Consider the following 13,799-nt stretch of genomic DNA (forward strand, 5'->3'; position numbering starts at 1 on the left):
AGTATCGGGCGAATGTCGTAAACACCATTTACACTCAAAACCTCTAGCTCGATCCGCTACTTCCCACTCACCTCGAGCAGCAAATGCTCCTTGAACTCCGTCTTCAACTTTGCCACGCCTCCCGCGTCGGCCTGCACCGCACCCAGGTCTTTTCCATCCGCATAATCTACGACGTGATACGAACCCGCCTTCAACCCGCGCAGTTCCACCTCGCCATTGAACGCCGCGCCCTCGCCCGTGAAGAACGCGTAATACATCTTGCCGTCTTTCTCAATCGCATATCCCTCAGGCACGTCATACCCGTAGACATACAGATCGCGGAACTCGCCCTTCGAGAGCATCTTCTCGTTGTAGAGGCCAATCCATTTTTTCCAGCGCTCCTCTTTCTCGGCTGTCAGCGCGACCGGCTTGAACTTCGCGCCCGGATCGGGCCACACAAATTTCGTACCGGGCACGCCGCCCGTTCCCAGCGTCGACGCGAAGTCTTCTCCGTGTTCACTCCAATTCCCTCCGCCCGTGGGAGTCATGGACGAAAGCTCCACATGATCGCCATACACCGCCGACTCCGGCCCCAGCAGCGCCTTATACATCTTGATGCGCCGCCGTACCTGCGCCGCGCCCACCGGATCGGCCGTCACCGCCTGATCGATAAACGGCAGCCAGGCCAGCGACGGCGGCGTCCCGCACGGACACGCCTGGGTCACGCTCTCCGGCTTGATCGCCCGCGTCGTCTCAAAAATCGTCTTGTACACTTCGCCCATCGCGTTCACCGACTCCTGCGGCGACTTGTGATGATGCGCCGGGTTATAGCACGCCGGCACGCTGTAAATGTTGTCGAGCTTCGATCCGTCAAATCCCCAGTCGCGAATAAATTTCTCCGTGAGCTGCTTATAGTAAGCCTGCACCTCCGGCAGCGACGGATCGAGCGCCGCGAGATCGCGTGTGATCCGCGCATGCTTTCCATTCTTATCGAGAATCAACCACTCCGGATGTTCCTTGACCACCTGCGACATAGCATACTTGTGCGATTCATATTTCCCCTGGCCATCCTCTACCGCAATCGGCAGCCACCACAACTGCGCGAGTATGCCTTGTTTATGAAAATCATCGACCATCTTCTTGATCGAATCTCCGGGAAACGTATCGGCCCGCGGATTCCAGTCGCCATACGTATCGAACCAACGATCGTCGAGGGTCGCCCACTTGATGCCGAGTTCCTTCAACTTCGGCACCGTGCCCAGCATCTGCGCCGGCGTCACGTTGAACTCGTAGCCCCATCCGCACCAGCTCACGTTATAAGCTTCGCTCGACGGCTTGGGAATTTCCCATCCTTCTTTTTGCAGCACGCTCGACCAAATTCGCAGCGGCTCGTAGTAGTCTCCCGCATATACAGAAACGAAACTGCGCGGTGACGAATAACTCTCTCCCGGCTTCAGCGTCGCATTCACCGGAATCTCAACACTCGCCGAAATGCGACCGTCCTTCTCAGCTTTCACCGGCATCGACAATGTCCACGGCAGCGTCTCAACGTGCCCAATCGCCTCACCCACTTGCGCCGTCCAGAACGCGACCACCGGAATCCCGCCCCCGTAGCCGCCTTTCACCATCTCACCCATCGCATTCGGCTGCGACGAAGTCCGCGTCAGCTTCACAACGTCATCTTTGCCCCACTCGTAACTCGATCCCTGAAACGACCACATGTCGTAGGGCTCCGCTTTGGAATCGACCTGCCTGGCATTTAGGCGATGCTGCTGCATCCATACCTGTTCGATCGGTATATCGGTTGTTCCTACATTCTTGTACGTACTGCTCACCAGGGCGATATTCGGAAAGTCGTCATATGCTTCCACGACGAGCATGCGATCGATGGCTACTCCGGATGGCGCGAGAGGGTGCGCCGGAATTTCCACACGCTTTCCACGTCCCAGCTTGCCGTTGCTTTCGAGAACCTTCGCCGCAGAAAAGTCCGGAACGAAATCCAGTTCCTTGCCCGCGAGGATGATCGAGTCGCTGCCCCCCGTCGATCCCACATTCGGCTCGTCGAGCGTCAGGTGTTTACCATCTTTCAAAAGACTGGCCTGCAAGAAACCGGAAGGCAAAATCTGAAACTCGGCCGCGCTCGTGGTTATCACGACTGGCCCTCCATCGCGCACTTCGACATTAATGTAGGAAGGGCGCGACGGCGGCGCTTTCGGCTGCACCGACACCTTCGTGCAGCTGAGCATGAGCCCGGCAAACCCGGCCAGCATCAGTACAAGAATGGAAGAATACGATTGAGGAAAGCTGCCCCGCCCGTTGCGCTTCATGGTTCCCTTTCAGGCCGACGTGGAACGAAAGCAAACACAATCTTTCGTAACTATATCAGCAACCGCTGAACTCTGGTCTTTTTGCTCGAGGAGGGGCAATGGCGAGGCTCCCGTGTCTCGGGCGGTGGGGAGCAAATGAGCGCTACCGAATCTCGGCCAGCGAGTGTTCGAGCGCTCCGCGCTTGGGCGTAGGCATTGCGCCCACTTCACTCGCTACCCAGGCTCCCACGAGATTCGCCACTTCGTTCATCAAGTCCAGCGACGCACCATGCAAATACTCGTGTACTAAGCCCGCCGTGAACGCGTCTCCCGATCCCACGGTATCCGCCACGCGCACGCGGAACCCCGCATGCTCGGCCCAATCCCCGCCGCGCACCAGCAAACTGCCGCGCGAGCCCCGGGTGATGCAGACCATTTTCAGATCATACTCGCCGATCAACCACTGCGCCGATGTCAACGCCTCTTTGTGCGGAACTTTTTCCAGGCTCATGATCTTCGGCAGTTCCTCGTCATTCAGCTTCACGATGTCTGCCAGCCGCATCGATTCCGCCAGAACTTCCTGCGAGTGATAACACTGGCGCAGGTTGACGTCGAAAACTTTCACCGCACCGGGCGAGGTGGCGCCGAGAAAATGCCTAATCGTTGCCCGGCTCTCTTCCGACCGTTGCGCCAGCGATCCAAAACAAATTGCGTCTGCGCTTTCGGCCAGAAGTCGCCAATCCGGCGTCCAGTCTAAAAAATCCCAGGCCACCGGATCCGCAATCTCAAAGCGCGCGACTCCCTTGGCGTCAAGTTCCACTTTCACGGTGCCGGTGGGATGTAAAGGGTCGGTCTGCACGTGATCGATGTCGAGTCCCAGTTCCTCCAGTCGCCGTAGCGCTTCGAGTCCGCGCGAATCCTCGCCCACGCGGCTCGCCACAATCCCCTGATCGCCCATCAGCGTCGTGATGTAGGCAAAGTTCGCCGGCGCTCCGCCCAGACAAGTCCGCTCCGGCAACAGATCCCAGAGAACTTCGCCGAGGCCTACGACTTTCTTCTTCATGACGAATCACCTGAAGGCTTCGTGGCGAAAACGTTTACGTCGCGTGCCTGTAAAAAGAGGGATCCCCGAAGGAATCCCTCTGTGAGTACTCCATGATCTTCCTAGAACGAGAACTTGAGCGCAAACTCGATCTGACGCATACCGGTAGTCGAACCCGGCGAAGCGTCGGCTTCGATGTCGGTAATCTGGCCATTGCCGGAGCAATCGATGCACTGCCCCGTACCGCCCTGGTTGCCGCTGAAGCCCAGAACCGGATGGTTGAACAAGTTGAAGACATCCATGCGGAACTGTGCCTTCACACGTTCGGTAATGGAGAAGTTCTTGAACGCTGCGGAATCCGCAAAGAACGCCCTAGGTCCGCGTAAGCTAAACAGCCCCGCATTTCCCAATGCTCCGCAAGCTGGCATTGCCCATCCCTGCCCGGAGGGCCGGGTGAGAGTGCAGGTATCCACGTTAGGCCCTAAGGTTGTTGGGTCCGGATACGACAGCGTCGGGATCGGCGTGAAGAAGGTAACGAACGGATGCTGCCCAGCCGGGTGCTGGAACGAGCCCGCGCCCAAATGGAACGAACCGTTCTTTACCGGCTCGCAAGTTCCGACGTCGTTGACTTGGTTGCAATTTGAAAAGCTCGGCGTCCAGGGTAGCCCGCCGCTCCAGTTCGTCGTCCCCGAGATCTGCCATCCTCCGATGAACAGATCGGCTAGTCGACCGGAGTCTCCCATGAACGACTTGCCTTTCCCGAATGGCAATTCGTATACCAGGCTCGTCACCCACACATGATTACGCACCTCATCATCAGGACCGTAAGCATAGGCGTGATTGTCGGCGTAGTAGCCGTTGTTATAGGCCATGGCGTGGGCAAACGTGTAGTGCGACAGCAATTGCAGCCCTTGCGAAAGCCGGCGGTCCACTTTGATTTGTAACGCGTTGTAGATGCTGTCTGCATTGTTTCCCAGGTAGTTGCCTTGATCCGTCGAACAGCACTGCAAGGTACCGGGCACGATGCTGGGAACTCCGGCGATGGCTACGTTCGTCGGGTCCGGATAGCCCGTGTATGTAAATGCGTTGTACAACGGTCGCCGCTGCACTTGCGGCACATTCGCCGAGAACGATGGCGTGGTACACCCCGTGTTGACGATCCCATTGCAGACCACTGGATCAAACGCGACCTTGGCCGTGCCTGGTCCGATTGCCACCGGGTTGACGTTGTAGGTCGGCCCGTCGCCCATGAACGTGTTAGTTCCCTTGTTGCCGACATACGCCACTTCGATTGACGTGGACCTGTCCAACTGACGTTGCAGTGTAACGTTCCAGGCATCGAGAGTTGGCAGACGCTGGTACGTCGGACGAATGTGAGGCTGCGTGCAACTCTGCCCCGAGGGCCCTCCGCCAGACGATGCGGGAAGAGTCGAGGACTGGTAACACTGCGGCCCGGCCACGGGGAACAATCCGTTTGACGGAATCGCTGGGAACGTGAAAATCGGAGGGCCCTGGTCTAACGTGAACGGCGACTCGCGGAAGGCCGTCGCCGGTTGCACCAACTGGCTGGCCAGCACCGGCAGATTTTGCGTAACTGCGTGTCCGAAATTCGAGCCGAACACCCCCATGTCGTAGCTACGACCGTATCCCATGCGGACCACGGTTTTCTGGTTCACCTGATAGGCAAATCCAAGCCGCGGTGCGAAGTAACTCCACTTGTTGTCGATGTTCCCATTGAGTCCGATTCCAGCTTCGCCCGCGACCCGGTCCACGCCTTGGACGATATTGGCGAACCCGCCATTATCCTTGCCGTTCACGTACTCCGGAAAATAAACCTCCCAACGTAGGCCGTAGTTCACGGTAAGCTTAGGAGTTACGCGCCAGGTGTCCTGGCCGTAATAGAACATCCGATGCTGCCTTTCGGCCGCGTTGACACTCGTGCTCACGTAGCGGCTTAACTGGGTCACGTCACCCAGCAGGAAGGTTGCCAAATCCAACCCGCCGCTGCCGGAGTTCGCCGTATCGCCGCTGCTGAATTGATACACGCCCGTCCGATTGGAATCGCTGGGTACGCGCAGGTTGGTGGCAAACCGGACATCGGCGCCGAACTTAAACTGGTGATTGCCCATGATCTTGGTAATGTTGCCGACGAACTGGTACTGCCGCTCGCGTTCGATCAAAGGGCAGTTACAGCGCGCCACGCCCAGCCCATCGCCGAAATTCGACAAATTGGTCGAAGTGTTGTTTCCACTCCCATTGACCATGTCGAATTCACCTAGACCGGAAGTAAAGTTGTCACCCATGTTCGCGTTCGGGATGCCGAAATTCGTCATCGCCGCCGTCCCCGCATCGGGCTTATTAGTCAGGGGGTTGTATTGGAAATATCCAAAGCGGAAGTCACCCAAGAGGGTCGAGCTGAAGGTCTTGGTGACGCCGGTCGCCAAGCTGTAATTGTGGACGATGGAACTACCCGCTAATCCGCCGGGCCCGAACCCGATGCCGCCCACCGCGCCCAAGCTCGGAGCCCCCGACAAACTGAAATGATTGAAGCTGAAGCGCCCGAATACGCTCACGCTCTGGCTCGCGGCATAGTCAATGCGAGTATCAAAGCTGTTCTGGTTATACGGTCCGGCGCCCGCTCCCACAAAGTTATTCTCACACCCGGATGAATTCGCAGCGCCGATTTGGCAAGTCCCTGAAGACGTTGGATTCGGAAAGGCTGCCAACATGTTCGTTGCAGCAGTCGACAACATGCCGATCGGAATCAGGAACTGGTTGGAAACTCCAGCCGTTGTGCCGCTGCAGCCTCCTTGAGCAACAATACCCAACGACCCGCAAAATACATTGCTTCTCGCACCCGCGGAGTCCCCAGTCGGAACGAAGATAAATGGCGCCCCATTGTTCGTCATAATCTGGCCATAGTCGACCAGATTGCAAAACCCCGGCGTTGAACTCGAGCCATTGGTCGCCGGATTACACGACTGCTCCGCGGTCAGTGTCGGAATCGTCTCTTGATTGCTGATCCCGTTCTTCTGCCTCGTCGCCTGGAAGTCTCCGAAGAAAAATAGTTTGTTCTTGATGATCGGTCCGCCGATCGTGGCTCCAAATTGCTGCCACCTTGAAGACGGAATCAATCTGCCTGTCACCGCATCGGGCTGATATTGCGTGAAAGGATCGCGGGCCGCTAGCGCATCCGTACGCCGGAACCAGAATCCGCTGCCGTGAAAATCATTGCTTCCCGACTTCGTCTGCACCGTTACCACACCCGCCACGGCCTTGCCGAACTCGGCGTCGTAGTTGCCCAGCGTAACCTTGGCCTCTTGCACCGCATCCAGGTTCGGGTTAACTACAATAATCCCAAGGATCGGGTCTTGGTTATCGGTTCCGTCCAACTCAAAGGCCGTTCCGCTGAAGTGCTGCCCGTTCACAAAAATTTGTTGCCCGCCCTGCGGATTCTCGGTCGCCGCGTGGCTCCATCCCACCAACTTCTGGGTGCCGGGGGACAACAATTCAAAAGAAGTAAAGTTTCGGTTCAGAATGGGAGCGTCTTCCACCATCTTTGCGCTGAACTCGATCGAAACATCGGCGCGGTCCGTCTTCAATTGCGGCGCTTCGGCGGTCACTTCCACCTGCTCGCTCGCCGATCCAACCTGGAACTGGCCGTCGATGTGCGCCGCTGTATCGGCCGACACCTGAATGTCCTTATACTCAAGAGTCTTAAACCCGGTGCCCGCGATCCGGATCATGTAAACGTCCGGGATTAAGTGCGTGGCTGAGTAGTTGCCGCTCTCGTTGGTCGTGACGTCGGTGGACACGTTCTTAGTCTGGCTGGTAACGGTAACTTTGGCGCCATTCACCGCCGCCCCGGACGGGTCTGTCACTGTACCGAGAATGCTGCCGTACACTGCTTGACCCAAAGCGCTCGACACCCACAGACTGCACACCAGACCGAGCAAAGCCACCCAGATCGCCACTGATCTTTTCATGAACTTCCTCCCTAGAACTTTTGGAAAGCGAATGTGCCCCAGAAATGCAGGTGTGTCCTTGATGACAGGTCGTGCAGTCCTAATACAAAACAATTATCTGGATTAAGTTTCACTACGTTTGATACCGTTACTGGTGTAAACTCCTGACGCTGCACAAAGATAGGTTGTCCTGTTACGTTCTGTAATATGGCTGTCACGCACACGGTCGCCCTCGGTCGGGAGCAATGCTTCCAGCAAATAGATAAACTTATTAAAAGTCATAGCCTCCACAGTTCCGAATCGCTGTGCAAGCTGCTTCGCTACCTCGCCGAACATTCGCTCGATCACCCCGGAATCGCCCTCAAGGAGTACCAGATTGCCACCGAGGTCCTGGGACGCCCTGCGGGTTTCGATCCTCAAAGCGATTCCACAGTGCGCGTGCAGGCGGGCCGCCTGCGGGTAAAGCTCGCCGAGTATTACGCTAATGAGGGTTCCGATGATCCCATTCTGGTTGAAGTGCCCAAGGGCTCTTACGCTCTAACGTTCCATCTCCGCCCGCCTAAGCCGGGCGCGCCATTGCCGGCGACGCTGATTCTAGAACCCGCGATCAAGAGAGAGGTCATTGTTGCCTCCCCCCGGGGATGGGCGATCGCCGTTGTAGTCCTCTCCGTTCTGCTGGCGGCAACTTTTTCTACTACCGCCTATCTGCTTTCTCAGCGGATGCGCACGCCAGCCGCAGTCAGCCAGACCGTTCCTGCCGCCTATCAGATTTTCTGGAATCGTTTCCTGACCGGCCCCCAGCAACCCTGGGTGATCTTCAGCAACGGAAGTTTTGTCGGACGTCCGGAGACCGGGATGCGCTACTTCAACCCATCCTCTGACGCCCGTTCATTTATTTTGGACCACTACACGGGCGTGGGGGAGGTTCTGGCCATTCACCAGCTTGATCGCGTATTCGATCTGCTCAATCGGCCCATCCGAGTTAAGCGCGGAGCCTTGTTCTCGCTCGACGACGCCAAGAATAATGACCTGATCTTCGTCGGCTCGCCTTCGGAAAATCTAACGCTGCTCGATATTCCCGGCACCCAGGAATTCGTCTTCAGCCGTCTCGATTCCGGCCCCCGCAAAGGCGACCTCGCCGTTCACAACATGCACGCACGGCCCGGTGAACCGCAAATATTTCTAGGAACTCCCGCCAACCAGCCGACTACGGAAGACTACGCGGTCGTGGCCCTACTCCCGGGACTGGATCCGTCGCGGTCCATCCTTATCCTGGCCGGCGATACAACGTTTGGCACTCAGGCGGCCGTGGAGTATGTTTGCCGCGAAGATTCAGTCCGGGAGTTGCTGAATCGTCTGAACGTCTCGAAGCCCGCCGAACTCAAGCCGTTCGAAGCCCTTCTCCACGTAAAAATCGTCCACGGAGTTCCCGTGACGACAGACCTCGTCTCGGTCCGCGACCGCAGCCATTGATCTGTAAAATTACTGAAGAATTGCCGGGTGGAAAACTTAACCTGGAAAATTTCGCAAATTTCTGTTATCCCGACCGAAGCGAGCGAACGCGAGCGCAGTGGAGGGACCTGCTGTTCCTCGACCCTCCCTCCGAATTCTCCTACGGCGCCGTCAACCGCGGATCCAGCTCCGCCGCCCTCTGAAATTCTTTCCTGGCCTCGCCCATCAGTCCCTTCTGACGCAGCGCCAGCCCAAGTTGATAATGTGCGGCCGCATAGTTCGGCTCCGAAGTAATCGCCGAACGAAACTGCGCAATCGCGCCGTCCACATCCCCCGCACCCAGCAATCTCTTCCCGGAGTTCGTCGAAAACGTTGCCGCCTGAAGGTTGTTCGTCGAGGCCGCGATCCTCGCTCCCTCTTTCGCTTCCGTCGCCGCACCGTCCGCATCGCCTAACTGCCGCAACACCGCCGCGAGCGTCGTATGCGCTCCGGCAAAATCCGGCTGCAACCGGATCGCCTCCCGCAACGCCGCCGCGGCCTCCGGAAATTTCCCTTGCTGCTTCAGAATCGTGCCCTGCGTGTAGTGCGCTTCCGCATAACCGGGCTTGGACTGAATTGCCTTTTTCAGCTCCTCTGTAGCCTTGTCGAACTCTCCCCGTTGCCAGAACAAAACTCCCAAGGTGTAATGCGCATCCGCCAAGTCGGGCTGTAACGAGATCGCGTTCTGAAATTCAACGACCGCTTTGTCCAACTGATCTTTCAACTTGTATGCAAGACCCAAGTTGTAGTGCAGGGATGCATTCTCGGGTGCGAGTTTCAGAGCCGCGTCCAGCTCGGTGATTGCCGCGTCGAAGTCTGCACGCTGTAGATAGGCGATCGCCAAATTTCCACGAAACGTCCCGTCCTCGGGACGCAATTGCGCCGCCATCTTGAACTTTGGGATCGATCCCGCCGCGTCCCCTTTTTGCACCAGTGCCAGCCCCAGATCGTTGTAAGCTTCCGCATCTTGCGGCTTCAATTTGACCGCCTCGCCAAACGCCGCCACTGCTCCATCGCTGTCGCCCGCATGCTGGCAGGCCAGCCCTAACTCAATCTGCAATTCGAACCGCTCCGGCCGCAACGTCGCGGCCTTGCGCAATTCTGCAAGCGCCTCAACGGTTTTCGATTGCGCCGCGAAAGTCTTCGCCAGATAGTAATGCGCCGTGGCATCCTGCGGCGACAACTCCACCGCCTTGCCTAATTCTCGGGCGGCGTCGTCGAGTTTCTGTTCCTGCAAATGCACCGCCCCCAGATGAAAGAGTGAGGGCTCAAAGCTCGGCTGCAACCGCAGCGCCTCTTTATATGAGGCCTCGGCGTCGGCAAACTGATTCCGCTGTGCCAGGATCGTTCCCAGTTCATCCCGCAGATCGGCCCGCTCCGGAGACAGTTCAACCGCGCGCCGCATCTCCGACACCGCTTCATCCCCCGGCTGCTGGCTTACAATCTTAGCCAGCATGCGATGCGCTTCCGCATTCTCGGGCGCAATCTTGATGGCCGTGCGCCCCTCCGTCTCTGCCTCTGCCGATTTTCCCGCCCGCGAGAGCACTCCCGCCAAGGTCAGTCGCGTTTCAACGGATTGGGGCCTGCCCTTAATCGCGGCTCGCAGATGCGCTACTGCTCCATCGCCTTCTCCCTGCTGCGCCAGAATCCATCCCAGCGCCGCCTGCGCATCCGCATCATTTGGAGCCAACCGCACCGCTTTTTCAAATTCCACCCGCGCCCGCGCAATATCCCCGCCTTTGAGCGCCTCTTGTCCCCGCTGCACGGCCAACTGTTCGGCAGATTTTGCAGTGGGCGATTTAGTAGAAGGAGGGTTCGCCGCGGTCTGCGCCGATGCGTCGCCTAGCGGGAGCGCCTCTGGGCCGAGGAATAGCGCGATGAGAAGTAAACCGATCGTGGAAGGAGCCCGCTGCACAGTGAATGAATACAGAGTGAAGAATACTGAAAGATTCCGGCTCTTTCCCGGATTATATCCAATACAGGTTGGCGCGGCCGATAGGCGCGATTGGGACACGCTCGTGCCCATTACTTGCTCTCGCCCGTCTTAAGTAATTCCCATGCGCCACAACAAATAGCTCGTCGCCTCGCGCAGGACGGCGAGTTGGCGCTGCCATAAGCTGTGGGGGCGCGAGTCGGGACGCGGGGCAACGTAAACGGGGGCGATGCCTTCGTGCTCGAGAAGTTTGCGGATACGGAAGACATGGTAAGCGTCACTCACGGCAATGCAATTGTGCAGGCCATTGGCGCGCATAATAACGGCCACGCGCACGGCGGATTCCGCGGTATCGCGGCCCTGGGTTTCGGCAATCAGACTGCGCTCAGGGACGCCGTGGCGCATCAGGTAATCGCGGCCCACGCCGCCTTCGCTGAACGTGGGATCGGACGCCGCTCCCCCGGTCGTGATCACGACCGGCGCGACTCCGCGATGAAAAACTTCCAGAGCATGGTCGAGCCGTGCGCGCAGCACGGGCGATGGACGGCCCGAGTACTCGGCCGCGCCGAAAACTACAATTGCATCCGCAGAATGAATTTCTTCGAGAGAAGCCGTGCGTACGACCTGCACGGAGGTGACAGCCACGAAAGAAAGCACGGTTAATACGAACACGATCGACAGGCGAAACCACCAGCGGCCGAGGGGATGCTGGTTGGCGGGTTCGTCCGTCATTCGTAGGGTTTCATCCTTGGGACGGCCCATCTAGAATTAGTCGTCGGTCGTTAGTCGTCGGTCGTTTGTACTTGGCCTTCAACCCGCAAAGAACTTTGAGATTTCGTCGCTGGGGATGGCGCCCTCGCGAATGATGCGCCAGCGCGCTTCTTCATCACTCAGATCGACGATGGTCGATGCAATATCACGCGGTGAAGAGCCGCCGTCGACAATGATATTGATGCGGCCCTCGAGTTGTTCGCGGACCTGCTCGGCGCTGGTGCACTCCGACGCTCCGCTCAGGTTGGCCGAAGTCGCGGTGATCGGAATGGCCGCAGCCGTCACCACGGCCAGCGGAATCTTCGCATTGGGCACGCGCAGAGCGACATTGCCAGTGTTGGCGGTGACTTTCAGCGGCAGGCGCGATCCAGCCTTCACGATGATGGTCAGCGGACCCGGCCAGAACTTGCGGGCCAACGCGTAGAACTCTTCGGGCAGCGGCTTGGCCAGTTCTTCGGCCTGATCGGTACTCTCGATGAGCAGCGACAGAGGTTTATGGCGCGAGCGCGTTTTGATATCGTACACCCTATCGACTGCGCGCAGGTTGAAGGGATCGGCGGCCAGTCCATAGAACGTATCGGTGGGCATGCCCAGTACTTCGCCGGAGCGAATCTGATCGGCGGCGTATTTCACCAGAGAGGATTCAGGGGTATCGCTACTAATCTTCAGAATTTCGGCGCGCACGGCTTTCCCTTCTCGATTGGCTGTAGGCTATTAATCAGGTGCGATCTCGTTTGATCGCGAAACCTATCATAATACGGCAAAACGCCGCAAGATGAGGAGCGGCGTATCAAGATGAGGAGCGGCGTATGATGACTCCGGCAGTGCGGTTCGTATCAGGGCTTCGGTTCAGCGATGCCGCAAGCATGCCGTCGCGGATTCGGCTTTAGCCGCCGAGGTCCGCGGGCGGCTGGAGGCGACTGCGTTAACGGTCTGCTGCGGAGCAACTGATACGAATCTTTTCTCTCACAATGAAATTGCCTCGCCCTTCAGAATCTGCGTCTCGCGCCGATCGCCTTCGCCGGGTCGAGGGGCGGCACAACGCGCTGGTGAAAGACCTGCGGCAGGCGTTCGCTCGGGCGGAACGCACTGACGATGGCAATTGCGCCATCGAAGGGCTGCGCATTGTAGAAGAGGCAACACGCAGCGGTCTCCGCTTTCGTGCGCTGTTCTTCAAAGAGTCGGCGCAGAATCTGGCGGAGCGACTGTTGCCGCAGATTGGGTCCAACGTCGACACGCTGTTGCTGCCGGACAAGCTCTTTGACGACGCGGTCCCGAGCGAGACTCCGCAGGGCGTGGCGGCGCTGGTCCGGCTGAAAGAATTCTCGTTGGACGATGCGTTGGAGCGCTTGCAGGTGGGGCCGCTGATCGTGCTCGCGGGCTTGCAGGATCCGGGGAATCTGGGAACTATTCTGCGCTCGGCCGAGGCTTTCGGCAGCGCGGGGGCGGTGCTAGGCGAGGGCACGGTGAGTCCGTTGAATTCGAAAGTGATTCGCGCGTCGGCGGGATCGATTTTCCGTTTGCCGGTCGTTATTGCGAAAGCCGCGGGCGGGATGGAAGCCATTTCGGCGAAGCTGAGGGCACAGGGCTTGCGGCTCATCGCGACGTCGTCCCATAAGGGCACACCGCTCGATCAGGCAAACCTCACGCTGCCATCGGCGGTTTTCGTGGGGAGTGAGGGCTCGGGACTGCCGCGCACCGTGCTCGCGCAGGCCGATGAACTGGTCGCGATCCCTCACCAGCCGCAGGTGGAATCGTTGAACGCGGGCGTCGCGGGAAGTATCGTGCTGTACGAGGCGGCGCGGCAGCGGCGCGGGCAGTGAGGTCAGGAGTCGACTTAGAAGGGACGCGGCGATGGTGCGTTCTAGTCGCAACGCTTATGCTCCGAGCTCGTGAGCTAACACATAGGGATTCAGGGGCTGACCCGAGCGCAGTCTGTCCTGGAGTTGGGAGTCATTGGGAATCGCAACCCGCTCTTCGAGAAACAAAATGCCAGAGCTATTGCCGGTCAGCAATTCCGCGCACACGAGCGCAAGAAATCCATACATCTTCTCTCGCGTCTCGCCTTCTGGCACACCTTCGGGACACTTGTACTCAATGCTGGAGTAGCCGGAATGGACGGCCCAGTTAGGCAACTCCAGATTCCCAAGTTCTTTCGCCTCAAGCCTTCGGTCGAAGTGACGCATCGTAACATAAAACGTTCCAACCTTCAGGACCGCGCCCTCTCCATCGAAAATTGATGAGGCGAAGAACTTCTGGCTGTCATAGGTCCGCCTCCAGCCACGTTGCATTGCGGAATTCAACGTTTCGGT

General features: G+C 58.3%; 9 protein-coding genes. 2 read left to right on the forward strand and 7 right to left on the reverse strand.

The features are described 5' to 3' along the window. Nucleotides 1-56: 56 nt before the first annotated feature. The 3 genes from VGM18_08105 to VGM18_08115 all read right to left on the reverse strand — a co-directional run bounded on the left by VGM18_08105 (nucleotide 57) and on the right by VGM18_08115 (nucleotide 7,313). Nucleotides 57-2,306 (reverse strand): alpha-galactosidase, encoded by a 2,250-nt coding sequence (locus tag VGM18_08105; GenBank protein HEY3972953.1) that lies wholly within the window; start codon nucleotides 2,304-2,306, stop codon nucleotides 57-59. A 142-nt stretch (nucleotides 2,307-2,448) separates the two neighbouring features. Continuing rightward, complete coding sequence (locus VGM18_08110; protein ID HEY3972954.1) at nucleotides 2,449-3,348, reverse strand: carbohydrate kinase; 900 nt, start codon at nucleotides 3,346-3,348, stop codon at nucleotides 2,449-2,451. 101 nt (nucleotides 3,349-3,449) lie between these two features. Continuing rightward, entirely contained in the window at nucleotides 3,450-7,313 is a 3,864-nt protein-coding gene (locus VGM18_08115) for a TonB-dependent receptor (GenBank protein HEY3972955.1), read from the reverse strand. Between the two features lie 186 nt (nucleotides 7,314-7,499). Here VGM18_08115 and VGM18_08120 point away from each other — a divergent pair, with 186 nt between their 5' ends. Next, nucleotides 7,500-8,765 (forward strand): hypothetical protein, encoded by a 1,266-nt coding sequence (locus tag VGM18_08120; GenBank protein HEY3972956.1) that lies wholly within the window; start codon nucleotides 7,500-7,502, stop codon nucleotides 8,763-8,765. Between the two features lie 139 nt (nucleotides 8,766-8,904). Here VGM18_08120 and VGM18_08125 read toward each other — a convergent pair whose 3' ends face one another. The 3 genes from VGM18_08125 to VGM18_08135 form a co-directional block, all read right to left on the reverse strand. Next, complete coding sequence (locus tag VGM18_08125; protein ID HEY3972957.1) at nucleotides 8,905-10,797, reverse strand: tetratricopeptide repeat protein; 1,893 nt, start codon at nucleotides 10,795-10,797, stop codon at nucleotides 8,905-8,907. 30 nt (nucleotides 10,798-10,827) lie between these two features. Further along, entirely contained in the window at nucleotides 10,828-11,448 is a 621-nt protein-coding gene (locus tag VGM18_08130) for a YdcF family protein (GenBank protein HEY3972958.1), read from the reverse strand. Between the two features lie 78 nt (nucleotides 11,449-11,526). Further along, entirely contained in the window at nucleotides 11,527-12,171 is a 645-nt protein-coding gene (locus VGM18_08135) for an L-threonylcarbamoyladenylate synthase (protein HEY3972959.1), read from the reverse strand. Between the two features lie 287 nt (nucleotides 12,172-12,458). On the opposite strand from VGM18_08135, the gene VGM18_08140 reads away from it, so the two are divergent. Then, nucleotides 12,459-13,310, forward strand: coding sequence for an RNA methyltransferase (locus tag VGM18_08140; GenBank protein HEY3972960.1), 852 nt, complete (start codon nucleotides 12,459-12,461; stop codon nucleotides 13,308-13,310). Nucleotides 13,311-13,364: 54 nt separating this feature from the next. Here VGM18_08140 and VGM18_08145 read toward each other — a convergent pair whose 3' ends face one another. Beyond that, entirely contained in the window at nucleotides 13,365-13,778 is a 414-nt protein-coding gene (locus VGM18_08145) for a hypothetical protein (protein ID HEY3972961.1), read from the reverse strand. Nucleotides 13,779-13,799 lie beyond the last annotated feature (21 nt).

Source organism: Candidatus Sulfotelmatobacter sp., assembly GCA_036500765.1.
GTDB lineage: Bacteria > Acidobacteriota > Terriglobia > Terriglobales > Acidobacteriaceae > Sulfotelmatobacter.